This window comes from Roseovarius sp. D22-M7, from assembly GCF_037083785.1.
Taxonomy (GTDB): domain Bacteria; phylum Pseudomonadota; class Alphaproteobacteria; order Rhodobacterales; family Rhodobacteraceae; genus Roseovarius.
Map to the genome: position 1 here is coordinate 14,029 of NZ_JBAPKY010000001.1, position 23,490 is coordinate 37,518.

Annotated in this window: 20 protein-coding genes; 10 read left to right on the forward strand and 10 right to left on the reverse strand. The window is 66.7% G+C overall.

All coding sequences use genetic code 11. From position 1 onward, the window contains the following. Positions 1 to 23 precede the first annotated feature (23 nt). Genes V8324_RS00055 through V8324_RS00065 form a run of 3 tightly spaced genes read right to left on the reverse strand, consistent with a single transcriptional unit; the run spans position 24 to position 3,792 of the window. Positions 24 to 1,790, reverse strand: a complete 1,767-nt coding sequence (locus V8324_RS00055) for an ABC transporter substrate-binding protein (RefSeq protein ID WP_336417864.1) — start codon at positions 1,788 to 1,790, stop codon at positions 24 to 26. After that, a complete protein-coding gene (locus tag V8324_RS00060) occupies positions 1,787 to 2,812 on the reverse strand; it encodes an ABC transporter ATP-binding protein (protein ID WP_336417865.1) in 1,026 nt (341 codons plus the stop codon). The genes V8324_RS00055 and V8324_RS00060 overlap by 4 nt, the downstream gene beginning before the upstream one ends. Beyond that, positions 2,809 to 3,792 carry an ABC transporter ATP-binding protein gene (locus tag V8324_RS00065; protein WP_336417866.1) on the reverse strand — a complete coding sequence of 328 codons (984 nt, stop codon included), beginning with the start codon at positions 3,790 to 3,792 and terminating at the stop codon, positions 2,809 to 2,811. Before V8324_RS00065 ends, V8324_RS00060 begins: the two co-directional genes overlap by 4 nt. Positions 3,793 to 3,928: 136 nt before the next feature. Between V8324_RS00065 and V8324_RS00070 the strand changes: the two genes are divergently transcribed. The 4 genes from V8324_RS00070 (at position 3,929) to V8324_RS00085 (ending at position 7,124) form a co-directional block, all read left to right on the forward strand. Then, the gene (locus V8324_RS00070) at positions 3,929 to 4,630 is read left to right on the forward strand and encodes a GntR family transcriptional regulator (protein ID WP_336417867.1); all 702 of its coding nucleotides are present in this window, start codon (positions 3,929 to 3,931) and stop codon (positions 4,628 to 4,630) included. After that, positions 4,627 to 4,863: a hypothetical protein gene (locus V8324_RS00075; protein ID WP_336417868.1), complete on the forward strand. Its 237-nt coding sequence runs from the start codon at positions 4,627 to 4,629 to the stop codon at positions 4,861 to 4,863. The genes V8324_RS00070 and V8324_RS00075 overlap by 4 nt, the downstream gene beginning before the upstream one ends. Positions 4,864 to 5,118: 255 nt before the next feature. Beyond that, entirely contained in the window at positions 5,119 to 6,246 is a 1,128-nt protein-coding gene (locus tag V8324_RS00080; protein ID WP_336417869.1) for a trypsin-like serine peptidase, read from the forward strand. 89 nt (positions 6,247 to 6,335) lie between these two features. Further along, positions 6,336 to 7,124 (forward strand): hypothetical protein, encoded by a 789-nt coding sequence (locus V8324_RS00085; protein WP_336417870.1) that lies wholly within the window; start codon positions 6,336 to 6,338, stop codon positions 7,122 to 7,124. A gap of 98 nt (positions 7,125 to 7,222) precedes the next feature. Here the strand turns inward: V8324_RS00085 and V8324_RS00090 are convergent, their stop codons facing one another. From V8324_RS00090 to V8324_RS00105, 4 genes are all read right to left on the reverse strand, one after another. Then, entirely contained in the window at positions 7,223 to 8,239 is a 1,017-nt protein-coding gene (locus tag V8324_RS00090; RefSeq protein WP_336417871.1) for a Fe(3+) ABC transporter substrate-binding protein, read from the reverse strand. Positions 8,240 to 8,675: 436 nt separating this feature from the next. Then, positions 8,676 to 9,488, reverse strand: coding sequence for a metal ABC transporter permease (locus V8324_RS00095; RefSeq protein ID WP_336418039.1), 813 nt, complete (start codon positions 9,486 to 9,488; stop codon positions 8,676 to 8,678). Continuing rightward, entirely contained in the window at positions 9,488 to 10,219 is a 732-nt protein-coding gene (locus V8324_RS00100; RefSeq protein ID WP_336417872.1) for a metal ABC transporter ATP-binding protein, read from the reverse strand. The genes V8324_RS00095 and V8324_RS00100 overlap by 1 nt, the downstream gene beginning before the upstream one ends. Then, complete coding sequence (locus V8324_RS00105) at positions 10,210 to 10,698, reverse strand: transcriptional repressor (protein ID WP_336417873.1); 489 nt, start codon at positions 10,696 to 10,698, stop codon at positions 10,210 to 10,212. Before V8324_RS00105 ends, V8324_RS00100 begins: the two co-directional genes overlap by 10 nt. A gap of 103 nt (positions 10,699 to 10,801) precedes the next feature. Between V8324_RS00105 and V8324_RS00110 the strand changes: the two genes are divergently transcribed. Then, positions 10,802 to 11,818: a zinc ABC transporter substrate-binding protein gene (locus tag V8324_RS00110; RefSeq protein WP_336417874.1), complete on the forward strand. Its 1,017-nt coding sequence runs from the start codon at positions 10,802 to 10,804 to the stop codon at positions 11,816 to 11,818. Here V8324_RS00110 and V8324_RS00115 read toward each other — a convergent pair. Beyond that, positions 11,809 to 11,967: a hypothetical protein gene (locus V8324_RS00115; RefSeq protein WP_336417875.1), complete on the reverse strand. Its 159-nt coding sequence runs from the start codon at positions 11,965 to 11,967 to the stop codon at positions 11,809 to 11,811. The genes V8324_RS00110 and V8324_RS00115 overlap by 10 nt on opposite strands. Positions 11,968 to 12,022: 55 nt before the next feature. On the opposite strand from V8324_RS00115, the gene V8324_RS00120 reads away from it, so the two are divergent. Beyond that, a complete protein-coding gene (locus V8324_RS00120; protein WP_336417876.1) occupies positions 12,023 to 13,906 on the forward strand; it encodes an acyl-CoA synthetase in 1,884 nt (627 codons plus the stop codon). A 285-nt stretch (positions 13,907 to 14,191) separates the two neighbouring features. On the opposite strand, the gene V8324_RS00125 is transcribed toward V8324_RS00120, so the two are convergent. After that, a complete protein-coding gene (locus V8324_RS00125) occupies positions 14,192 to 15,811 on the reverse strand; it encodes a 2-isopropylmalate synthase (protein WP_336417877.1) in 1,620 nt (539 codons plus the stop codon). Positions 15,812 to 16,081: 270 nt separating this feature from the next. On the opposite strand from V8324_RS00125, the gene V8324_RS00130 reads away from it, so the two are divergent. Further along, positions 16,082 to 16,747 carry an SDR family oxidoreductase gene (locus V8324_RS00130; protein WP_336417878.1) on the forward strand — a complete coding sequence of 222 codons (666 nt, stop codon included), beginning with the start codon at positions 16,082 to 16,084 and terminating at the stop codon, positions 16,745 to 16,747. Next, entirely contained in the window at positions 16,741 to 18,270 is a 1,530-nt protein-coding gene (locus tag V8324_RS00135) for a cryptochrome/photolyase family protein (protein ID WP_336417879.1), read from the forward strand. Before V8324_RS00130 ends, V8324_RS00135 begins: the two co-directional genes overlap by 7 nt. Before the next feature lie 75 nt (positions 18,271 to 18,345). Here V8324_RS00135 and V8324_RS00140 read toward each other — a convergent pair whose 3' ends face one another. Next, the gene (locus tag V8324_RS00140; RefSeq protein WP_336417880.1) at positions 18,346 to 19,758 is read right to left on the reverse strand and encodes an MORN repeat-containing protein; all 1,413 of its coding nucleotides are present in this window, start codon (positions 19,756 to 19,758) and stop codon (positions 18,346 to 18,348) included. Positions 19,759 to 19,912: 154 nt separating this feature from the next. Here V8324_RS00140 and V8324_RS00145 point away from each other — a divergent pair, with 154 nt between their 5' ends. Then, on the forward strand, positions 19,913 to 21,580 hold the full coding sequence (locus tag V8324_RS00145; protein WP_336417881.1) for an NAD+ synthase: 1,668 nt from the start codon (positions 19,913 to 19,915) through the stop codon (positions 21,578 to 21,580). A 77-nt stretch (positions 21,581 to 21,657) separates the two neighbouring features. Beyond that, positions 21,658 to 23,259, forward strand: a complete 1,602-nt coding sequence (locus V8324_RS00150) for a hypothetical protein (protein WP_336417882.1) — start codon at positions 21,658 to 21,660, stop codon at positions 23,257 to 23,259. The last annotated feature ends 231 nt before the right edge of the window (positions 23,260 to 23,490 follow it).

Genomic DNA, 23,490 nt, shown 5'->3' on the forward strand with positions numbered 1-23,490 from the left:
GTTTCTCGGCTCCGCCTTCGGCATCACGACAGCGTGACGCGATCGAGGTCGTTCAGACCGGGGATGCGGCTTACGGCCGGGAAGTTGACCGATTTGTGCCGCACCTGCACGTCGACCGGGTGGTAGAGGAACCCGCAGGCCACCTTGTCCGAGGTGATCCTGTTGGCCTTCTGCACGAGGTCGCGCCGCGCGTCGGGGTCGGCGGTCACCGACTGTTCTTCGACCAGCCGGTCCACCTCGGCCTCGGAGAAGAAGCCGAAGGGCATCTCGTCGGTGTCGCGGGTGCGGCCGTTGAACTTCGATTCGGTCATCATCCAGTCCACAAGCGCATCGTCGGGGTCGTAGTCGCCGCCCGACCCGCCGAGGCGCAGCTGGAAGTCCATCGCGGTGAACCGCTCGATCTGCACCGAGAACTCGGTGGTCACCGGTTTCACCGTGATGCCGAGGACCTGGTTGAGGATGTTGGCGATCACCAGCCCGTCGCGCTTCTCCGAGGGGCGGACCATGAGCTCCAGTTCGGGAAATCCTTCACCGCCCGGATAGCCCGCTTCGGTCAGCAGGGCCTGGGCCCCGGCGGCATCAAAAGCCTGTTCGGAGGTCTCCGACAGGTCGTCCTCGAAATAGAACCCCATGGCCGGGTTGATCGTGCCATGCGCAGGATACGAGTAGCCGAAGCGCGCCTGCTGCACGTAAAGGTCGCGATTCAGCGCCTTGGCGATGGCGAGGCGGACCTGGAACCCCTTTTCCTGCTTGAGCTCCTCCAGCGGCTTGTCGAAATTCTCGACGCGCATCGGCTCGACCCACGGGTTCAGCCACAAGGACTGGAAGCCCGGCCCCGGCTTCACGTCGGTGACCAGATCGGGGTTCTGCTTGAAGCGGTCGATCAGCTGTGCGGCGATCGGGTTGCCACCGATATACTGGATGTCGCCGGCCTCGATCGCGGCGGCCAGCGGCTCTGCCCCGTCGACCGGCTTGATGATGACCTTGTCGAGCTTGGGCCGCTCGGGGTCGTAGAAGTTGTCGAACTTCTCCATCACGACACCCTGGCCAAGCTGATGCTCGGTGATGCGGAAGGGGCCGGTGCCCACGGGGGTCAGGCCGTACTGGCTGACGCCCATCTCTTCGAGCGCGCCGCGCGACACGATTGTCATGGCGCGGCCAGAGGCGCGTTCCAGCGTCTTGGTCAGGAAGCTCGCCTGCGGCTGCTTGAGCGTGAAGCGCACCTCGTGATCGTTGAGCTTCTCGAGGTTCGCGACGTTGGCCAGCACGCTGGAATGGATCGACTTTTCCGGGTTCGACGACCGCTCGTAGGTGAAAAGCACGTCATCGGCGGTGAACGGATCGCCGTTATGGAAGGTGACGCCCTCGCGCAGCTTGAAGGTATAGGTCAGCCCGTCTTCCGAGACCTCCCAGCTTTCGGCGAGGTCGCCCTCGGCGATCAGGTCGGCATTGATGTGCATCAGCCCCGACAGCACGTTCGACGTGACCTGGAATTGCAGGACCTGCCCGATCTGCGCCGGGTCGAGGGTGGTGATCTCGGCAACCCCGGCCCAGCCGCAGGTCAGGGTGCCGCCCGGCGTCCCCTGCGCCATTGCACGGCCGACCGGCCCGGGCATCAGGTGCGCCGCCGTCAGCGCGCCCGAGGCCGCGAGAAGCCGCAGCGTGGCCCGACGCGACATCCGCGGACCGCAAAGCTCGCGGCGTTCGAGGCCCAGCATCGGGTCGCGCGGGTCGAAGTCATGCGCCGCGGTCCATTCGGCCCGCAGGCGCTTTTTCTCGTCATCGGTCATAGGCTTACCTCCTGTTTTTTTATGGACGTGTCGCGTCGGGGTTTCGGCTCGGCGAGCCAGCAGGCCGCCTCCCGCCTCGACCCGACGGAGGCGAGGGCGGGTTCTTCCTGTCTGCACCGGTCGATGGCGACGGGACAGCGGGGATGAAAGACGCAGCCCGGCGGCGGCGCCGAGGGGCTCGGCACCTCGCCCTGCAGCGGCTCGACCTCGCGTCCGGCCTCGTGTTCCGGATCGGGATCGGGGACCGCGTCCAGCAACGCGCGCGTATAGGGATGCGCCGGCGTCGCGAAGAGAGGCTCCGACTCCGCGCGCTCCATGATCCGCCCCAGATACATCACCGCGACCTGATCGCAGAGATGACGCACCACCGACAGGTCGTGGCCTATGAACAGATATGTCAGCCCAAGCTCGCGGCGCAGATCGGCCAGCAGGTTGATGATCTGCGCCTGCACCGAGACGTCGAGCGCCGAGACCGCCTCGTCGCAGACGATGAGGTCGGGCTCCATCGCCAGCGCGCGGGCGATACCGACGCGCTGACGCTGCCCGCCCGACATCTCGTGCGGGTAAAGCTCGACGAAGCGCCGCGGCAGGCCGCAGAGGTCGAGCAGGTGCCCGACCCTTTCCGCGATCTCGGGCTGCGGGACGAGGCGATGGACGCGGATCGGTTCTGCCAGGATGTCGCCCGCCGTCATGCGCGGGTTGAGCGACGAGAACGGGTCCTGAAAGATCGCCTGCACGCGACGGCGAAAGGGCGCCAGTTCCCTGGCACTCATCGCGGTCAGATCGGCGCCGTCGAACCGGATGGTGCCGGCGCTCGGCCGGACGAGTTGCAGGACGGCCCGCGCCACCGTCGTCTTGCCGCACCCGGATTCGCCCACCAGCCCGTAGGCCTCGCCGCGCGGAATGGTGAAATCGACCCCGCTGACGGCATGCACGGCGCCCGTGACACGCTGCATCAGCCCCGAGCGCATCGGAAAGCGCACATGAAGGCCGTCGACCTCGAGAAGGGCCCGCGCGGTCATTGCGCGGCCGCGACCGTTTGCGCGACCGGGTGCCAGCAGGCCACGGCCGTCTCCCCGTGTGGCGCCAGCGGCGGCACCTCCTGCGCGCATCTCTCCGTCGCCCGGCTGCAGCGGGGATGAAACCGGCAGCCATGCACGATTTCCATCGGGTCGGGCGGCTGACCGTCGATCGGTGTCAGCGCCCGGTCGCGCGGCAGGTCGAGGCGCGGCACCGAGTTCAGCAACCCGACCGTGTAGGGATGGGCGGGGGCGGCAAACACCGCGCGCGCCGCGCCCTCTTCTACAACCCGCCCGCCGTACATCACCGAGACGCGATCCGCATGGCGCGCCACGATACCAAGGTTGTGCGTGATCAACACCAGCCCGACGTCGTGATCCTTGCACAGGCGCGACAGCAGCGTGAGGATCTGCGCCTGGATCGTGACGTCAAGCGCCGTCGTCGGCTCGTCCGCAAGGATCAGCTTGGGATTGCACGACAGGGCGATGGCGATCATCACGCGCTGGCGCATCCCGCCGGAAAACTGGTGCGGATATTCCTTCAGCCGGCGTTCGGGCTCGGCAATGCCGACCTCGGCCAGCAGGTCGATGGCCCTTGCCCTCGCCTGGGCACGGTCGAGCCCGAGCTTCAGGCGCATGCCTTCGGTCAACTGGCGCCCGATCGTCAGAACCGGGTTGAGCGAGGTCATCGGCTCCTGGAAGATCATCGCGATATCGCCACCGCGCAACCCGCGCATCTGGCGCGGCGAGAGATCGGGCACCTCCTGCCCGTTGAAACGGATCGTGCCGCTGCTGATCGACAGCTCGGACGGCAACAGGCCCATGATCGCAAGGGCCGTCAGCGACTTTCCCGACCCCGATTCGCCAACTACGGCGAGGGTGCCGCCGGCCGGAACATCCAGGCTGACATCCCGGACCAGCCCGTAGCGCTTACCGTCCCGGACCAGGTCGACGGCAAGATGTTCGACTTTCAGCAAAGTCACAGTGCCCTTCCCCTCCGGTTCCCTCTTGCGGAACCACGTCCCGGTCGGCAATTATCAATATTGATTATTGAAGGGTGATTTCACGTTGTCAACACCGCCGATCCCATCTTCGATGATGCCGGGAAGACCTGCCGGCATGATAGGCGGGCTGAAGGCCGTCCAGGCCCGCGACACGCTGCGCCGCGCGATCCTGTTCAGGGTCTACGAGCCGGGCGCGCATCTCGTCGAACAGGTCCTGGCGCACGATCTCGGATGCAGCCAGGGCACGGTGCGCGAGGCGCTTCTTCTGCTGGCCGAACAAGGGCTGGTCGAACGGCGAGGCTATCGCGGTACCGTCGTGACCGAGACGACGCTGCGCGCCGCCGCGGAAATGGTCCGGGTCCGCCTGTCGATAGAGCGGACGGTTGCTTCCATCGTCGCCGGCGAGGGCGTCGGGACGGGGCAATCGGCACTGGACGGCATCATCTCGGACATGGACGCGGCGCATGACGACGGCGATCTCGACCGGTGCAGCGTGCTCGACCGCGCCTTTCACGTGGAACTGGCGCGGGCGGCCGGGATGGAGCTTCTGTGCCCGGTGATCCATCGCTGCGCGCTGCACATGCATCGCTTCACGCTCGGCGGCCTCGAAGTGCCGCGCGAGTTCTTTCAGGAAGCCGGGGTGGGGGCCGAACACGCCGCACTGCTCGACACGCTTCTGGGGTCTGATCCGATCACGGCGGAGCAGGCGATGACGGATCACCTTGCGCGGGTGCTGCAGCGCTGGGCGCCCTCGCTGTACGAGGCGGCGGGACCACGGGCCTTTCGCCCCCGCACCGACGGCGCCCCGCAGCCATGATCTGTTCGATCGTGGTCGCCAGCCGTTTCCTCGCCGTGGGCGCGGGGGTGCCGTCTGCCCGCGGGGATCTGGCCGTCGCGACGCAGGCCTTATTACAGGCCGGCACCCCTGCCGCGAACTTGATCACCAAGCTCGAACAGGCACGGATGAACGAGGGTGAAAGAACACGTTCATCTGCCCCGGATCCCGGCGCGCAGAGGCCGGTCCACATCCACACGAGTTTCCGGATCTGACGACACGACGCGCAAGGGAGAGGCGAAGAATATCGCCCTTCTCCGAGCGACGGGGTCGCGGCAAACAACTAGGAAATTTCCGCGAATCGTGGTACCGTATAAATAGATTGGGATGTGAATTGTTCGCTTGCAATCTGGCAAATTCAGTAAATTTAAATTGCTAAGTCTGAAAAATTACAAAGTGCGCTGTCGTAGCAGCGAATGACGCCAATGCCCGGTCTTCCGTGAATTCCATACTGGATGGAGGAGATAATTATGGCACTGCAAGATTGTTATTTCAAACAAGCAAGACGCGGCTTTTGCATAAGCGTTTTCGCGATATCCCTCGCGGGCCTGTCCTATGCCCAGGAAGCAACGGATCCCGGCTTTGCCGGGTCCGAGGGCGGTGGCGCGAGCGGCGGAGAAATCTTCGACCCCAGCGACCGGTTCGTGCCGCCCGAGGCACTGCCCATCGTCGATGTCTACATCAAGGAGGCTCTGACCCTGTCAGAGGCCGAGGCGCGCGAGGAATTGACCGCGATCTCGGTCACGCCCGACGGCGAGATGGAAATGCTGGCACCGACCGACGAGATCGTCGAGGCGATGATGGAAAGCATCGCACGGCTCGAAAACGGCTTTGCCGTCGAAAGCGAAGATGACGATGCCGGCATGACGGGCGGCACCGCGCCGGACCCTGCCGCCGAGGGGGCGAACGAGGATTCCGATGCCTTCGAAGGCGAGAGCGTGCAGGCTGAAAGCGTGATCGGCTCGGACACGCGTGTCCGGATCACCGGGACGACAAGATATCCGTTCCGTACCGTCGGGCGGATCGACATCGGCTGCACGGGCACATTGATCGGTCCGCGCCACGTGCTGACGGCGGGACATTGCGTCTACAACATCCGCAACGACCGCTGGTATTCGAACCTGTCCTTTTCGCCGGGTCAGCGTGATGCCTCGACCCGGCCCTATGGCAAGATCGGCTGGAAGAGGGCGATCTCGGTGCGCGGGTGGACACGCAGCCACAAGCGCAACTACGACTACGCGATGATCGTCTTGCGCGAAGACGTGGGAAATCGCGTTGGCTGGATGGGCTATGGCTGGAAAAAGCCGATGCCGAAATACAATGTCAACATCAACGGCTATCCCGGTGACAAGCCGCGCGGCACGATGTGGCATGCCTTCTGCAAGATGCGCATCATCACGACATACCGGCTGTATTACCCCTGCGACACCGCCGGCGGGATGAGCGGAAGCGGCGTCTACCTCTATCGCGCAAGCCAGAACAAGCGCACGATCTACGGCATCCACGCCTACGGGGTGGACGGAACCGGCCTCAACGGGGCGACCCGCATCCGAAAGCCCGTCTTCGAGAACCTGAAACGCTGGAAGGCGACCTACTGACCGTGGTACCTTTTAGCCGCGATCCTGCCCCGGCCCTTTGCGGGCCGGGGCAGGGCACGTCCTTGATGCCCCGAGATGCAGGAGCGACGATGAACCCTCTGCTCAGGACGACGCTCGCCGTGCTGTCGATCGGCACGGCATGCGCAGCTGCGCTCGCCGCCGGTGCCATGACGCTCACCGTTCCCGAATCCGCCATCCGCTCGCTCGCCGGTGCGCCCGAAATCGTCTCGGCGCGCAGCTGGCGCGACGGGCAGGGCCGGCCCGGCCTCACGCTGACGTTGCGTTTCGTGAACGATTGCCTGGCCGATGCCGGCGCCGATGTCGCAGGCGCGACCGACGGGCGCGGCACGCTGTTTGCCGTGATCGGCCAGCGCATCGATCCGGCCGGCTGTCCGGACATCTTCCGGCCGGTCGAGCGGCAGGTCGCCATCGCCTTCGACACGGTGCCGGGGGCCGCGCAGTCCGAAGACCTGCGCATCGTCGCGCGCGGCGGCAGCGGCGGCGCGGTGATTTCCCCCCGGCCCGGCAATGCGCCCGGCGGTCGCATCGCCGCCGCGCGCCCGCTCGGCGACAGCGGCGTCCTCGCCCCTTTCCGGTTCGGCGCGATCGCGCCCGGGGAATCGGGCGCGGGCTATACCGTGACCGGGCGGATCGGCCTCGCGCCCGGCTGTCGACCCGACCAGGTCCAGGCCCTGCTCTTCGAGATCCCCGATGCCGACGGCACGCCCAGCCAGGACGCGCTGGCGATACTGGTCCCCGCGCAATGCGCCGATCCCGCCGCGGCCGAGGAGGTCTCGATCACCGTGCAAACCCCGCAGCGCAACGCGGGCCGACGCGTTTACGTGCTGAACGGCGACACGCCGGTCACACGCCTCTGACCGGGACCCGCTCGGGCCGGGTGGCTGCTGACAGGCGTAAAAGACCCCCGAAGATCTCTCCGGGGGTCTTGCGCCTGTCGGTTAGCCGAGGTCGCGGTTCAGTTCCAGCCGACCTCGTTGAAGATCGCCTGCGCCTGCGCCGCGTTCTCGGAGAAGGCCGAGGTCGGTGTCGTGCTGTCGGGGATGAAGATCCCCAGCTGTGCCACATGCTCGTTCATGCCCACGCCCGACAGGACGGGATACTCGTTATTGGCGTTGGCGAACTGTTCCTGCGCGTCCTCGCTGACGAGGAATTCAAGCAGCGCCGTCGCCGCGTCGGGGTTGGGCGCGTTCTTGGCAATGCCGGCGGTGGCGAGGTTGACATGCGCGCCGCGCCCGCCCTGGTTGGGCCAGACCCAGCCGATATCGTCGATGCCGCTGGTCAGCCCGTCGACCTCGCCGGCGAGGCCGCGCACGTAGTAATAGGTGTTGGCCACCGCGATGTCACACTCGCCCGACACGATGCCGCGCAGCTGGTCGGTATCGCCGCCCTGCGGGTCGCGCGCCATGTTGTCGACCACGCCGGCGGCCCATTCCTTGGCCGTCTCCTCGCCGTGCACCTCGATGATCGAGGCCAGCAGCGACTGGTTGTATATGTTCGAGGACGAGCGGATGCAGACCTGCCCCTCGTACATCGGGTCGGCCAGCGCCTCGTAGGTGCGCGGCGGGTTTTCCACGCGCTCCTTGGAATAATAGATGATCCGCGCGCGCTGCGACAGGCCGGTCCACAGGTTCTCGGGGTGGCGCAGATGCGGCGGTACGTTGGTCTCGATCACGTCCGACTCGAACGGCTGCAGCAGCCCGGCATCCACGGCGCGCCCGACGCGACCCACATCGACGGTCATGAACACATCCGCCGGGCTGTTGGCGCCCTCGGCCTCCATCCGCGCGATCAACTCGTCGGCATTGGCCTCGATCCGGTTGATGGTGATGCCGGTCTTCTCGGTGAATTCCTCGTAAAGCGCGTCGTCGCTGTCATAGTGACGGCTGGAATAGAGATTGACCTCCTGCGCGAAGGCGGGGGCGGTCACGGCCAGCAGGGCGGTGGCGCTCAGGGCGGTTTTCCAAGGGTGCATCGGCGATCCTTTCAGGTTTCCGAGTGAATTGGTAGGACATACCTACGAATTGCCGAGCAAAAGAGTCAATGAAAAATTCCGACAAATTCCGTAAGGTGTTATGCGCGGCCGCCGCCAGGCCCGGACCGAGGCCGCTTGGCGTATATGGTGATGGCGGCGACCGGTATGGTGATGGCGGCGACCGGACGATCGGGCGCTTTCTCCGGCGCGATACGCGGCGCGCCGCGCCGCAGCGCCATCGCATGTCCGCCCCCCGGACAGGCGATTTGGTGACGCTGGCGCATCGATCGGGGCTTTTGCGGAGGTGCCGATATAAAGCGCTCTGAATTTCCGTCGGATCGCCTGCCCGCGGACATGCGATAACGCTACGGCCCCGAACGTCCCCTCAGACTGGGCGCGACTTTCATCACGGGGTTTGGCCCGCGACCGAAAAGCCTCAGCCCACCGACACGCCGCGCCGCTTGCGCCACAGCCCGCAGACGGTCGTGCTCGCGGCAAAGATCACCGCGGCGGTGCAGACGATCGACGGCCCGGTCGGCGTGTCGAAGGCGAACGACGCGCGCAGCCCGCCGAGGGCGGCGACGGAGGCGATCACCGCCGCGATCCCCGCCATGCGCTCGGGCGTGGCGGCTAGCGGGCGCGCGGCGGCGGCGGGGATGATCAGCATCGCGGCGATCAGCAGCACCCCCACCACCTTGATCGCCACCGCCACCACCACCGCCAGTGCCAGCGTCAATACCAGTTGCTCGCGCCTTGGATCGATGCCCGCCGCATGGGCCAGATCGGGGCTCAGCGTCGCGGTCAGCAGCGCCTGCCAGCGCCAGGCCAAAAGCCCCAGCACCAGCGCGGCACCCCCCCAGATCACCACTAGATCGCCCTTCGAGACCGCCAGGATATCGCCGAAGAGATACGCCATCAGGTCGATCCGCACCCCCGACAGGAACGACACCGCCACCAGCCCGAAGGCCAGCGCCGAATGCGCCAGCACCCCCAGCAGCGTGTCCATCGCGAATCCGCGCCCGGCCAGCGTCGACACCGTCACCGCCATGATCAGCGACATCACCAGCGCACCGGCGAAGATCGACATGGAAAACGACAGCGCCATCGCCACGCCGAGGATCGCGGCATGCGCCGTGGCATCGCCGAAATAGGCCATTCGTCGCCAGACCACGAAACTGCCCAATGGGGCGGCGGCCACCGCGACGCCAAGCCCGGCCAGCGCCGCGCGGATCAGGAAATCGTCGAGCATCATTCAGCCGCCTCCGGCGCGGGATCGTGCGCGTGGTTGTGGTCGTGGCGGTAAAGCGCCAGCGCGCCTTGGGTGCCGCTGCCGAACAGCGCCTGGTATTCATCGGCCTGCGCGACGACCTCGGGGCGGCCCTCGCAGCAGACATGGCCGTTGAGGCAGATCACCCGGTCGCTGGCGCTCATCACCACGTGCAGCTCGTGGCTGACCATCAGCACCGCGCAGCCCAGCTCGCGGCGCACCTCGGCGATGCGCTGGTAGAACGCCGCCGATCCCGGCTGGTCCAGCCCTTGCGTCGCCTCGTCGAGGATCAGCAGGTCGGGCTTCTCCAGCAGCGCGCGCGCCAGCAGCACCCGCTGGAACTGCCCGCCCGACAGGTCGGTCATCTGCCGCGCGCGCAGGTCCGGCAGCCCGGCGCGGTCAAGGGCCGTGCGCACCTCCGCCACCGGATGCCGGCGCGGCAGGCCCAAAAACCGCGTGACCGTCAGCGGCAGCGTCGGGTCGATATGCAGGCGCTGCGGCACGTAGCCGATGCGCAGGCCCTCGGCGCGGCGCAGCGTGCCGCGGCTGGGTTTCACCGCGCCGATCAGCGCGCGCAGCAGCGTCGATTTGCCCGACCCGTTGGGGCCGACGATGGTGACGATCTCGCCGGTAGCGATGCTCAGGCTGACATCGTGCAGTACCTCCGCCCCGCCAAGCCGCACGGCAAGGCCCTCCGTCTCGATCAGGCGCATGGCGCGTCCACCTCGTGGCAGTTGGGGCAGAGGCCCACGGCCTCGATCACCGCCTGTTCGATGGCGAATCCGGCGGCGTCGGCAGCCTGTCCCAGGATGCCGCGCGTGGCTTCGGCCTGCGCCTCGGCCACGGCATCGCAGCCGCGGCAGATCAGGAAGGCGGGGGTATGCGTCTCGCCCGGATGCGTGCAGGCGATGAAGGCGTTCAGCCGCTCGATCTTGTGGACGAAGCGATGCGTGGTGAGGAAATCCAGCGCCCGGTAGGCCACGGGCGGCTGCGATCCCATGCCCTCGGCGCGCAGGACATCGAGGATGTCATAGGCCCCCATCGCCCGATGCTCGCTCAGCAGGATCTCCAGCACGCGGCGGCGGACGGCGGTGAATTGCAGCTTTTTTGCTGCGCAATGCGCCTCCACCGCCGCAAGGGCGGTCTGCACGCAGGCCTTGTGATCGTGGCGCGCGAATCCGATCGTGTCCATTCGGGGCCTCCGGGTCGGGGAATTTTCGGCTTGATATGTTATAGAGTTACAATTATCAACCCTCGCAAAAGCGTTATGATATCACATCCACAAGGAGATCCCGATGCCGATCCGTTTCATCGCCACACTGACAGCCGGGCTGGCGCTTGCCGGCGCGGCCCGGGCCGAGGTGCCGAAGGTCGCCACCGACATCACGCCGGTGCACTCGCTGGTCGCAAGGGTGATGCAGGGCGTGGGCGAACCGGCGCTGATCGTGGCGCCGGGGGCGACGCCGCACGGCTATGCGATGCGCCCCTCGGAGGCCGCCGCACTCGACGACGCCGATCTCGTGATCTGGATCGGGCCCGAGCTGACACCGTGGCTTGAGGACGCCATCGGCACGCTGGCCGGCGACGCGCACAGCCTCGCACTGCTGGACGCGCCCGAGACCCGGACGCTGCCCGTCCGCACCGGCGCGACCTTCGCGGCCGATGCGCATGACGCGGGTCACGACGATCATGGCCATGATGAGCATGCCCAGGAAGATCACGACGATCATGGCCACGACGACCACGCGCATCACGACCAAGGCCACGCCGACGCGCATGACCACGCCCATGACGGCCCGGATCCGCATGCCTGGCTCGACCCGGCCAACGCGCGCGCCTGGCTGTCGCTGATCGCCGCGGAACTGGCAGACCATGACCCCGCCAATGCCGCGCGCTACACCGCCAATTCAAAGGACGCCCGCGCCGAGATCGCCAGCCTCGAGGACGGGATCGCCGACCGGCTCGCCCCCGTCGGCGATGTGCCGTTCCTCGTCTTCCACGACGCCTACCAGTATTTCGAGGCGCATTTCGGCCTCACAGCCGCCGGGGCCATCTCCCTCAGCGATGCCAGCGATCCGAGCGCCGCGCGCATCGCCGAATTGCGCGACCTCGCGGCATCGCGCGCCATCGCCTGCATCCTCGCCGAGCCGCAATTCGACCCCAAGCTGGTCGAGACCGTGTTCGGCGGCGTCGCCCGCCACGGCGTGGTCGATCCGCTGGCCACCGGGGTGACGCCGGGCCCCGAGCTCTACCCGACACTCATGCGGGACATGGCGGGATCCCTCGCCCAATGCCTTGGCGGTCAGGGCTGAAGGGCGCGCCGGGAGATCCTCCGGTCAGGCCGGAGGATGACGCCCGCCCGCGGCACGCCGTCATCCTCGGGCGCGACCCCGGGGATCTCGGGACCGGCCCGCTCTCGAAACGCCGCGTCAGCCTTGCGCCCCGCGTCATTCCCTCCCATGCTGACGCCAGAGGATATTCCCGTTTGGGAGAGCGGGACAGGCAGGGAGACGCCGATGGGGTTCACATCACGGCAGGATGCGCTCGACATCGAAAGCGAGATGCCGTGGGAGGCGCGGCCGCGTCCCACGACACTCTACCAGATGCTGCGCGAGACCGCGCACGCCTTCCCAGACCGTCCGGCGATCAGCTACCAGTTGCTGTCGGGACCCAAGGACAAGGCGCAGACCCTGACATGGCAGCAGTTCCACGACCAGTGCTGCCAGGCCGCCAACCTCTTTCGCAGCCTCAAGCTGGGCGAGGACGATGTCATCGCGCTGGTCCTGCCCAACACGCTGGAAACGGCCGTGGCCACCATCGGCGCCGCGATTGCCGGAATCGTCAACCCGATCAACCCGCTGCTGGAGCCCGAACAGATCGCCGCCATCCTGCGCGAGACCGAGGCCAAGGTCGTCGTCACGCTCCGCGCCTTTCCCAAGACCGACATCGCCCGCAAGACCGCCGAGGCGGTGCGCCACGCGCCGCATGTGCACACCGTCTACGAGATCGACCTCAACCGCTATCTCTCCCCGCCCAAAAGCTGGATCGTGCCGCTCATCCGGCCGAAGACCCCCACCGGCCACCACGCCGACCTGCGCGATTTCAACAAGGCGCTGGCGGCGCAGCCGAAAACCCTGAGCTTCAAGGACAGCGACGGCGACCGCGTCGCGGCCTATTTCCATACCGGCGGCACCACCGGCATGCCGAAGGTCGCGCAGCACAAGTATTCCGGCATGATCTACAATGGCTGGATCGGGCACACGCTGCTCTTTACCGAACGCGACAGCCTGATGTGCCCGCTGCCGCTTTTCCACGTCTTCGCCTGCCACGTGATCCTGATGTCCTGCCTGAAATCCGGCGCGCATGCGGTCTTTCCGACCCCGGCGGGCTATCGCGGCGAGGGCGTCTTCGACAATTTCTGGAAGCTGTGCGAGCGCTGGAAGATCAGCTTCATCATCACCGTGCCGACCGCCGCCTCGGCGCTGATGCAGCGCCGCGTCGACGCCGATGTCAGCACCGTCAGGAACGCCTTTTCGGGCTCGGCCCCGATGCCGCTGGAGCTTTTCAACCGTTTCGAGGCCGCCACCGGCATCACCGTGATCGAGGGCTACGGGCTGACCGAGGCGACGTGCCTCGTCTCGGCCAACCCGCCCGAGGGCCGCAAGAAGGTCGGCTCGGTCGGCGTGCCCTTTCCCTATACGGATGTGCGCATCATCAGGCAGACCGCCGACGGTGCCGTGGATTGCGCCGAGGACGAGGTCGGCGAGATCTGCGTGTCCAATCCCGGCGTGCACGAGGGCAAGACCTATACCGAAGCGGCCAAGAACCAGGATCTGTATTACCACGAGGCGTATCTGCGCACCGGCGACCTGGGCCGCATCGATGCCGACGGCTACCTGTGGATCACCGGGCGCGCCAAGGACCTGATCATCCGCGGCGGCCACAATATCGACCCCGCCGAGATCGAGGAGGCGCTGATGACCCATACCGACGTCGCGGTCGCGGGCGCCATCGGCCAGCCCGACGCGCATTCCGGCGAGGTGCCCTGCGCCTATGTCGAACTGGTCGAGGGCGGCACGGCCACCGGTGCCGACCTGCTGGAGCATTGCAAGGTGCACGTCCATGAACGCGCCGCGATGCCAAAGCATGTCGAGGTGCTGGACGAACTGCCGAAAACCGCCGTCGGCAAGGTCTTCAAGCCAGACCTGCGCAAACGCGCGATCACCCGCATCTACGACGCGGCACTCGAAAAGGCCGGGCTGGAGGCGCGCGTGGCCTCGGTGATCGACGACAAGAAGCGCGGGCTGGTGGCGCTGGTGACCCGCACCGACGACGCCGACAAGGCGACGCTGGACCACATCCTGGGCCAGTTCACCCGCCCCTGGGACTGGGCCGAGTAGAATTTCATAACGTGGGACCAGACGCCCACGACCTGGCAGCGCCATCGCATGTCCGCTGGCAGGCGATCCGCGGCGGGGTTCAACGCGCTTTATCCCTGCACCCCCGCAAAAGCCCCAATCGATGCGCCAGCGTCACCAAATCGCCTGTCCGGGGGGCGGACATGCGATGGCGCTGCGGCCTGCGGCCGCGTATCGCGCCGGGGCGTGGCCCAGCCGGCTGCACGAAAAAGGCCCCGGTGCCATCGCAGCGGGGCCTCGCCTGTCCATCGCTCTCCGCGCGCCTTCTCAGGACACGTCCTTGTAGCTGACCTCGCGCCCGTCCGATCCGGCCTTCTCGCGCCGCACCAGCAGGCGGTTCAGCGCATGCACGTAAGCCTTGGCCGAGGCCACGACCGTATCGGTGTCCGCCGACTGCCCGGTGACGATGCGGCCCTCTTCCTCCATCCGCACAGACACGGTGGCCTGCGCATCGGTGCCCTCGGTGACCGCGGCCACCTGGTAAAGCTGCAACCTTGCCTCATGCGGGAACAGCGCCTTCACCGCGTTGAACGTGGCATCGACGGGGCCGTCGCCCGTCGCCTCGGTCGAGGCCTCCTGCCCGTCGATCACCATGGTCAGGCTGGCCTTCTGCGGCCCGTGCGTGCCGCAGATCACCTGCAGATCCTTGACCTGCAACCGGTCGCTCTCGTCGTCGAGGCCGGCATAGACCAGCGCGATCAGGTCCTCGTCATAGACCTCCTTCTTGCGGTCGGCGAGTTCCTTGAACCGCACGAAGACGTCGCCCAGCTGGTTTTCGGCCAGCTCGAAGCCGAGATCGTGCAGCTTCGAGCGAAGTGCTGCGCGCCCCGAATGCTTGCCCATGACGATGTTGGTGGCGGCAAGGCCGACATCCTCTGGGCGCATGATCTCGAACGTCTCGGCGTTCTTCAGCATGCCGTCCTGGTGGATGCCGGATTCGTGCGCGAAGGCGTTCTTGCCGACGATCGCCTTGTTGGGCTGTACCGAAAAGCCGGAAATCGCGGCCACCTTGCGCGAAATGTTCATGATCTTGCGGGTGTCGATGCCGGTCGCAAAGGGCATGATGTCGCCGCGCACGCGCAGCGCCATCACCACCTCTTCCAGCGCAGTATTGCCGGCGCGCTCGCCCAGACCGTTGATCGTGCACTCGATCTGCCGCGCGCCGCCCTCGACCGCGGCCAGCGCGTTGGCCGTCGCCATGCCGAGGTCGTTGTGGCAATGCGTGGCGAACACCACCTCGTCGCCGCCCGGCACCTCGCGGATCAGCCGCCGGATCAGGTCGGCGGATTCGACCGGCGCGGTGTAGCCCACCGTGTCGGGAATGTTGATCGTCGTGGCGCCCGCCTTGATCGCGATCTCGACCGTGCGCTTGAGGTAGTCCCACTCGGTGCGCGTGGCATCCATCGGCGACCATTGCACGTTGTCGCACAGGTTGCGCGCATGGGTGACCGTCTCGTGGATGCGGTCGGCCATCTCGTCCTGCGTGAGGCCGGGGATGGTGCGGTGCAGCGGCGAGGTGCCGATGAAGGTGTGGATGCGCGGGGAATGCGCGTGCCGCACCGCGTCCCAGCAGCGGTCGATATCCTTGAGATTGGCGCGCGCCAGCCCGCAGATCGTGGCGTTCTGCGTCTGCCGGGCGATCTCGGCCACGGCGCGGAAATCCCCCTCCGAGGCGACGGGAAACCCCGCCTCGATGATGTCGACGCCCATCTCGTCGAGCAGCGCCGCGATTTCCAGCTTTTCCTCGTGGCTCATGGTGGCGCCGGGGCTTTGCTCGCCGTCGCGCAGCGTGGTGTCGAAAATCACAACCCTGTCTTTTTTCGCCTCCGGCGAAACGCGAGCCTTCTCCGCCTCCGGAGAAATGCGGTCCTTGGTCTGGTCAGTCATGTCGGGTCTCTTTCAATAAATCCTAAGCCTGTGGCGCGAAACTGGCACATCCCCTGAGCGGTCGCGCCATGACGGCACGCTCAGAGGCGGCTTAGGCCTAGCAGAACGGCCCGCAGGCCACGCCGGGGGGCGCGGGGCAGGGCGGGGATATGGTTCTGCAGCGTCATGCTCGGAACAATACCCGCGCCGCGCCGCCTTGAAAACCCCGAATTTCCACGCCGCGCGCGCCGCGGTCTTGAACCGGATGCGCCCTCGGCTAGCTGTCGCGTCATGGAAAACGCACTGATCATCGGCGCCTCGGGCGGCATCGGTACCGCCCTCACGCAAGCTTTGGAAGCGCGCGGCGTGACCGTCACCGGCCTGTCGCGCAGCCGCGACGGGCTCGACGTCACCGACGAGGCCTCGGTCGAGTCCGCCCTCGGCGCGCTCGACGGCCCGGTCGACCTCATTTTCGTCGCCACGGGCGCGCTGGAAATCGACGGCGCGACACCCGAGAAGGCGCTGAAGCACATCGACCCCAAGGCGATGATGGACCAGTTCCGCCTCAACTGCATCGGGCCGTCGCTGGTCCTGAAACACGCCGTGCGCCTGCTGCCGCGCAAGGAGCGGTCCGTCTTCGCCGCGCTTTCCGCGCGTGTGGGCTCGATCGGCGACAACGACTATGGCGGCTGGTACAGCTACCGCACCGCCAAGGCGGCGCTCAACCAGATGATCCATACCGGCGCGATCGAGCTCGGGCGCAAGCACCGCGAGGTGATCTGCGTGGCGCTGCACCCCGGCACGGTCGAGACCGCCTTCACCGAGAAATACGTCAGCCGTCACCCCTCGGTGCCGCCCGAGGAGGCCGCGCAGAACCTGCTTTCGGTCATCGACAGCCTGACGACCGAGCATACCGGCCAGTTCTACGACTGGCAGGGCGCGCGCGTGCCATGGTAGGGCGTCTCGTGCTGGTCCTCGGCGACCAGCTGTCTCCCGATCTCTCGGCGCTGCGCGAGGCCGACAAGGACCGCGATATCGTCGTGATGGCCGAGGTCATGGACGAGGCGCGCTACGTCCCCCACCACCCCAAGAAGATCGCGCTGGTGCTCTCGGCGATGCGCCATTTCGCCGAAGAACTGCGCGGCGATGGCTGGCAGGTCGCCTACACCAAGATGGACGATGCGGCTGCCACCCGCTCGATCACCGGCGAGTTGATGCGCCGCGCCGAGGAACACGGCACCACGGACGTGCTGGCCACCCGCCCCGGCGAATGGCGGCTGATCGAGGCGCTGGAAAACGCGCCGCTCAAACTCACGCAGCTTCCCGACGACCGCTTCATCTGTTCGCTGGACGAATTCGACGCTTGGGCCGAGGGCCGCAAGGAACTGCGAATGGAGTATTTCTACCGCGAGATGCGCCGCAAGACCGGCCTGATGATGGACGAAGGCAACCCCGCCGGCGGCAAGTGGAATTTCGACCACGACAATCGCAAACCGGCCAAGACCGACCTGCTGCGCGCCGACCCGATGGCCTTCACGCCGGACGATATCACCGAAGAGGTGCTCGATCTGGTCGAGACGACCTTCCCCAGCAATTTCGGCGCGCTGCGCCCGTTCTGGTTCGCGGTGACGCGGCCGCAGGCGCGTCGCGCGCTCGACCATTTCGCCAAGCACCTGCTGCCGGGTTTCGGCGACTACCAGGACGCGATGTTGCAAGACGACCGCTTCCTGCATCATTCGATCCTGTCGGTCTATCTCAATATCGGGCTTCTCTCGCCGATGGAGATCTGCCGCCGCGTCGAAAAGGAATGGCAGGAGGGCCGCGTGCCTATCAACGCCGCCGAGGGCTATATAAGGCAGGTCATCGGCTGGCGCGAATACATGCGCGGGATCTATTTCCGCGAAGGCCCCGATTACACGTCGCGCAACACGCTCGGGCACGACCGCGCCCTGCCGCCGCTCTACTGGGGGGCCGAGACCAAGATGAACTGCCTCGCGCAGGCCGTCGGCCAGACCCGCGACGAGGCCTATGCCCATCACATCCAGCGGCTGATGGTGACCGGCAATTTCGCGCTGCTGGCCGGGATCGACCCGGCCGAGGTGCATGAATGGTACCTCGCCGTCTATGCCGATGCCTATGAATGGGTCGAGGCCCCGAACGTCATCGGGATGAGCCAGTTCGCCGATGGCGGCATCATCGCCTCGAAACCCTATGTGTCGTCGGGCAATTACATCGCCAAGATGTCCGATTATTGCGGCAACTGCGCCTATTCGGTGAAACAGAAGACGGGCGAGGGGGCGTGCCCGTTCAACCTGCTCTACTGGGATTTCCTCGTCCGCCACCGCGAGCAGTTCGCGCGCAATCCGCGCATGGGCCCGGTCTTTCGCACATGGGACAAGATGGACGAGACCCGCCGCGACGCGGTATTGAAGGGGGCGGCACAGGTGCTCGACGATCTCGACGCGGGCCGCACCGTCTAGGCCGCGCGCCGCCGGAATTCTTCAGGAATTCCGGTCAAGAAAATTCGGAATTTTCTCGGGCCCGCGGCGGCGCCGTCACTCGTCCTGCTGAATGTTGCGGCTCAGCGCGCCGTTCTCCCAGGTGCCGCTGGTCTCCTGCCCGTCGGCATAGCGCATGGTGCCCTCGCCCTGCCGCTTGCCGGCCTCGAGCCTGCCCTCGTAGACATCGCCATTGGTATAGGTTGCCACGCCGCGCCCGGTCATCTCGCCCTCTTGCCACTGACCCGCATAGGTGAAGCCGTCGGGCATGGTGATCTCGCCCGTCCCGTGGCGCAGCCCGTCGGCGAACTGGCCCTCGTAGACGGTGCCGTCCGGATAGGTGGCGGTGCCCTGCCCGTGGCGTTGTCCGCGGCGCCACTCGCCCTCGTATCGGTAGCCGTCGGGATGGGTCATGACACCGCGCCCGTGATACTTGGCATCGGCGAAGTCGCCCTCGTAGACGACGCCGCCGGGATAGGTCGCGCGCCCGGTGCCGTCGATCACCCCGCCGACCCAGTCGCCCTCGTAGGTCGACCCGTCAGGGTACGTGATCCGCCCGGCGCCATTGGGCAGGTCGTCGCGGAACTGCCCCTCGTAGACCGAGCCGTCGGGATAGGTGACGCGCCCCTCGCCCGCGATGCTGCCGGCCCGCCATTCGCCCTCGTAGCGGTAGCCGTCCGTGCCGATGAAGGTGCCTTGCCCGTGGCGGCGGTCGTCGCGGAACGCGCCCTCGTAGACATCGCTGTTGGCATAGGTCACGCGGCCCTGCCCCTCGCGCTGGCCGGCCACCAGGTCGCCCTCGTAGACGTCGCCGTTGGGCTGCACCAGCCGGCCCTCGCCATCGATCTGGCCGTCGCGCCACTGTCCCTCGTAGACCAGCCCGTCGGGCATGGTCAGCTTTCCCTCGCCGTCGCGCACGCCGCGCGCCACCGCGCCCTCGTAGACCGCGCCGTCGGGATAGCTGATGGTGGCCTGCCCGTCCTTGACGCCGCGCACCCAGGTGCCCTCGTAGACATAGCCTGCGGGCGTCTCCATCCGGCCGCGCCCGTGATGCATGGCATCGAGGAACCCGCCCTCGTAGCGCACGCCGTTGGCATAGACCGCGACGCCCTCGCCGGTGATCTTGCCGTCCTGCCATTCCCCTTCGTAGGTGCCGCCATCGGTGAACACGATGCGGCCCGTCCCGTGCGGCTTGCCCGCGGCGAACGCGCCCTCGTAGACCGACCCGTTGGGAAACCGCGCGACGCCCGTGCCGCGGATCTCGCCCTCGACCCACTCGCCGGAATACTCGTAGCCGTTGGGCAGCGTGTAGGTGCCGGTGCCGTGCTGCAGCCCGTCCTTGAACGTGCCCTCGTAGATGCCGCCATCATCGTATTGCTTGGTGTCGACCGCGTCGCCCTGCGCCGTCGCAAGGCCTGCCCCCGCGACCGCGGCCAATGCGACGACGGGCCCTTTCAGTGATCTCGTCATGCTCGCCCCGATGCCCCGCCCGCGCGTCGCTGCGGCGGGCAGTGCGACGCTACCGGACACGGGCAGGCGTGACAACGGGTTTCGGGCAAATCGGCTTTCCCTCGCGCATCGATCTGCTAAGTCAGGTGCAGGACGCGGGAACAGGGGCACGCACATGGCTGACAGCTTCCGCCTGACATTGGCACAACTCAACGCCACGGTGGGCGATCTCGCGGGCAACGCGGCCCGCGCGAAGGCGGCCTGGGACGACGCCCGCGATGCGGGGTCGGACATGGTGGCGCTGCCCGAGATGTTCGTCACCGGCTACAATCCTCAGGACCTGGTGATGAAACCGGCCTTCCACCAGGCCGCCATCGCCACGCTGGAACGCCTCGCCCGCGACTGCGCCGACGGCCCGGCGATGGCCATCGGCGGGCCGGCCCTCGAAGGCGTGGCGCTGCACAACGCCTATTACATCCTGCAGGGCGGCCGCATCACCGCCCGCGTGTTCAAGCACCACCTGCCCAACGAGACGGTCTTCGACGAAAAGCGCCTCTACACCAGCGGCGATGTCGCCGGGCCCTACACCGTCGGCCCGATGCGCATCGGCAGCCCGGTCTGCGAGGATGCCTGGCACGAGGACGTGGCCGAGACCTTGGCCGAGACCGGCGCGGAACTGCTGCTCGTGCCCAACGGCTCGCCGCATTACCGCGGCAAGATCACCACCCGCCAGAACCTCATGGTCGCCCGGGTGATCGAGACGGGGCTGCCGCTGGTCTATCTCAACCTCGTCGGCGGGCAGGATGACCAGATCTTCGACGGCGGCAGCTTCGTGCTCAACCCCGGCGGCGCGCTGGCCCTGCAACTGCCGATGTTCGAAGAGGCCACGGCGCATGTCGATTTCACGCGCCAAAATGACGGCTGGCACGCCACACAAGGCCCCCTCGCGCATCTGCCGGATGAGCTGGAGCAGGACTACAACGCCACCGTCCTCGCCCTGCGCGACTACCTGCGCAAGGCCGGCTTCGGAAAGGTCCTGCTCGGCCTCTCGGGTGGCGTCGACAGCGCCATCGTCGCCACCATCGCCGTCGACGCGCTGGGCGCGGAGAACGTGCGCTGTGTCATGCTGCCCTCGGAATACACCTCTGAGGCCTCGCTCGAGGACGCGCAGGCCGTCGCCGAGAACCTCGGCTGTCACTACGATTTCGTGCCCATCACCGAGGGCCGCGCGGCGATCACCGCCACCCTCGCGCCGCTCTTCGAGGGGCTGGAACGGGATGTGACCGAGGAGAACCTGCAATCGCGCCTGCGCGGGCTGCTGCTGATGGCGCTCTCCAACAAGTTCGGCGAGATGCTTCTGACCACCGGCAACAAGTCCGAGGTCGCCGTCGGCTACGCCACGATCTACGGCGACATGGCCGGCGGCTACAACCCGATCAAGGATCTCTACAAGACCCGCGTCTTCGATCTCTGCCGCTGGCGCAACACGCATCACCGCGACTGGATGAAAGGCCCCGAGGGCACCGTCATCCCGCCCCGCGTGATCGACAAGCCGCCCAGTGCAGAGCTTGCTGCCGACCAGAAGGACAGCGACTCGCTGCCCGACTACCCGGTGCTCGACGCCATCCTGCAGATCCTCGTGGACGAGGACGGATCGATTTCCGATTGCGTCGCGGCGGGGTACGAGGCGGCGGATGCGAAAAAGGTCGAGCACCTTCTCTACATCAGCGAATACAAGCGCTTCCAGTCCGCCCCCGGCGCACGCCTGTCGAAACGCGCCTTCTGGCTCGACCGCCGCTATCCCATCGTCAACCGGTTCCGCGACGGGTCCGGCTCGGACTGATACAGCCGCGACGCAAAACGCCCGGGACGTAGTCCCCGCGCTGGACTTGGGCAAACGGGCAGGGCAGGCTGCGCGGGATGGTCGAGATTCCTGATATCAAGGACAGGTACAGTCTGGAGGCGTGGCTGGAAGGTCAGCCGCCCGAGGTCTCTGTCTGGATCGCCTCCCGCGCCGCGGCGCGGGCGCTGCCGGTCTGGTGGTATGCCGTGCTGACCGAGCGCTGGGCACGCGACCGTGATTTGACAGCGCTTCCAGCGTTGCACAACGTTTCGATATCATCAGTTGCGGCTGTAATGCCAACCGACGAGATCAGGTTTGCTGCCAACGCTGCGCGCGCCGCCGCTAAGGCAGCCCGCGCGGTCTCTTCAGCCTACGCTGCCGATGCCGCCAACGCCGCGCGAGCCGCCGCAAACGCTGGGCGTGCTGCTGCCTACCCAGCCGACGCCGCCAACACCGTCAGAGCTGTCGCCACCTACGCCGCCGATGCCGTCGACGCAGTCCGAAACGTGCTCGCCCGCGCTGCCGATCAAACCGTTTGGCGCGATACCAGAACGGATGCCGAACAGGTCTCAGAGGGTAGATTGCGCGACGCCTTGCCGCTCTGGCCGGGTGGGCAAAACCCCTTTCAGAAGAAATGGTCACAGATCAAGGCGCAGGTCGCGGCGTCGCCCGACGCCGGCGACTGGCAATTCTGGATCGACTGGTACGACGCGCAGCTTGCTGGCCGCACAATGCTCCCCGACCCCGCCCGCACATGGGACATGCTCGAACAGATCGCCCTCATCAAACCCGCCACATGGGATGCAGGGCCAGAGGTGGTGAACCCCAGGATCCGCGAGATTTGGGAAAGCTACAGGGGAAAGGTCCCGCGCGAGTTGGAGATTTTGCAGGCCGCAGATGACGGGGTCGTTCTGGGCTATAACGTCGAGACCGACCGCTTTTACCAAGAGGATATCAAAGCCGAAAACCAAAGCCGCCTGCAAACGGCGGTGGCCAAGCTCAACGAGGTGCGGCTCTTGGTAGGGCAGATGGGGAACTTGCAGGGTGTACTGACCTCGGAAATATTCCTGATCGACCGCGCCGTGCAGGACCACCCCGAAAACGCGACGATGGTCTTTTTCAACACCAAAGCGGCGCGCGGTTTGCTGCAGGCCAATATCGAGAACGGATCGTGCCCCTCGCCTCAGTCCGAGCCCGTGATCGGCTTGCTCGACACCATGCTTTTCGACACTCAGAACACGCTCTTGCTGGAACCTTCGGTGCAAGAGGGGCTGAAAGCACGTGCAGAGGATTCAAGCCTGCTCGACTCGCCCGAGTCCTTGAAGGCCCTGGAAGACGCCGCAGACGAGATCGCCGAGGTGTCCGAGGGTGCGCTTGCCGACGAACTCTCCGAGAATGCCAAAAAGGCAAAGGATCCGTATCAGCCCCGGGCGGTAAGAGTGAATGCGCTCATCAGCACGGTGAGTGCGGTCGTTCAGTCATGGGTGATCGCGAGATGTGCGCGCTTCAAGACGGCACTAGAAGAGCTGGACGACATAACGGTCCGCACTGCGCGCATTTCAAAGAATCTTGCCATAACCATTGGCGCAGGGGGACCGGTGCTCTACGCCGCTGTGCAAGTGGTGACGAATTCACCAAAGGTCGAGGCGGCGATCAAAGCGATCATCGCGTTATTTTGAGCGACGCATGTGACACCCCCGCTCGCGCGAATCGCACCGAAGGTGCCGCGCGATCGCCGGGCCACCCCCCGGACCGGCGATAGTTCACTGACAGCGCCCCGCTCGGATCATGCTCGGATCTGGCAGCCATAAAGCGCCGTAGAAGGACCGTTCATCGCCAGTCCGCGGCCCAGCAATCGCGCGCCACGGCCCAAGCGGCGAAAATGCGTACACAACGCGCGTACGCAATGA

What these genes read in the sequence shown, in the direction of transcription:
- V8324_RS00100 (WP_336417872.1), bottom strand. Translation starts at nt 10,219, where the DNA reads ATGCGCCTGATCGAGACGGAGGGCCTTGCCGTGCGGCTTGGCGGGGCG.
- V8324_RS00085 (WP_336417870.1), top strand. Translation starts at nt 6,336, where the DNA reads ATGAACCCTCTGCTCAGGACGACGCTCGCCGTGCTGTCGATCGGCACG.
- V8324_RS00110 (WP_336417874.1), top strand. Translation starts at nt 10,802, where the DNA reads ATGCCGATCCGTTTCATCGCCACACTGACAGCCGGGCTGGCGCTTGCC.
- V8324_RS00125 (WP_336417877.1), bottom strand. Translation starts at nt 15,811, where the DNA reads ATGACTGACCAGACCAAGGACCGCATTTCTCCGGAGGCGGAGAAGGCT.
- V8324_RS00120 (WP_336417876.1), top strand. Translation starts at nt 12,023, where the DNA reads ATGGGGTTCACATCACGGCAGGATGCGCTCGACATCGAAAGCGAGATG.
- V8324_RS00060 (WP_336417865.1), bottom strand. Translation starts at nt 2,812, where the DNA reads ATGACCGCGCGGGCCCTTCTCGAGGTCGACGGCCTTCATGTGCGCTTT.
- V8324_RS00070 (WP_336417867.1), top strand. Translation starts at nt 3,929, where the DNA reads ATGATAGGCGGGCTGAAGGCCGTCCAGGCCCGCGACACGCTGCGCCGC.
- V8324_RS00150 (WP_336417882.1), top strand. Translation starts at nt 21,658, where the DNA reads ATGGTCGAGATTCCTGATATCAAGGACAGGTACAGTCTGGAGGCGTGG.
- V8324_RS00145 (WP_336417881.1), top strand. Translation starts at nt 19,913, where the DNA reads ATGGCTGACAGCTTCCGCCTGACATTGGCACAACTCAACGCCACGGTG.
- V8324_RS00140 (WP_336417880.1), bottom strand. Translation starts at nt 19,758, where the DNA reads ATGACGAGATCACTGAAAGGGCCCGTCGTCGCATTGGCCGCGGTCGCG.
- V8324_RS00115 (WP_336417875.1), bottom strand. Translation starts at nt 11,967, where the DNA reads ATGGGAGGGAATGACGCGGGGCGCAAGGCTGACGCGGCGTTTCGAGAG.
- V8324_RS00090 (WP_336417871.1), bottom strand. Translation starts at nt 8,239, where the DNA reads ATGCACCCTTGGAAAACCGCCCTGAGCGCCACCGCCCTGCTGGCCGTG.
- V8324_RS00095 (WP_336418039.1), bottom strand. Translation starts at nt 9,488, where the DNA reads ATGCTCGACGATTTCCTGATCCGCGCGGCGCTGGCCGGGCTTGGCGTC.
- V8324_RS00055 (WP_336417864.1), bottom strand. Translation starts at nt 1,790, where the DNA reads ATGACCGATGACGAGAAAAAGCGCCTGCGGGCCGAATGGACCGCGGCG.
- V8324_RS00080 (WP_336417869.1), top strand. Translation starts at nt 5,119, where the DNA reads ATGGCACTGCAAGATTGTTATTTCAAACAAGCAAGACGCGGCTTTTGC.
- V8324_RS00075 (WP_336417868.1), top strand. Translation starts at nt 4,627, where the DNA reads ATGATCTGTTCGATCGTGGTCGCCAGCCGTTTCCTCGCCGTGGGCGCG.
- V8324_RS00130 (WP_336417878.1), top strand. Translation starts at nt 16,082, where the DNA reads ATGGAAAACGCACTGATCATCGGCGCCTCGGGCGGCATCGGTACCGCC.
- V8324_RS00105 (WP_336417873.1), bottom strand. Translation starts at nt 10,698, where the DNA reads ATGGACACGATCGGATTCGCGCGCCACGATCACAAGGCCTGCGTGCAG.
- V8324_RS00135 (WP_336417879.1), top strand. Translation starts at nt 16,741, where the DNA reads ATGGTAGGGCGTCTCGTGCTGGTCCTCGGCGACCAGCTGTCTCCCGAT.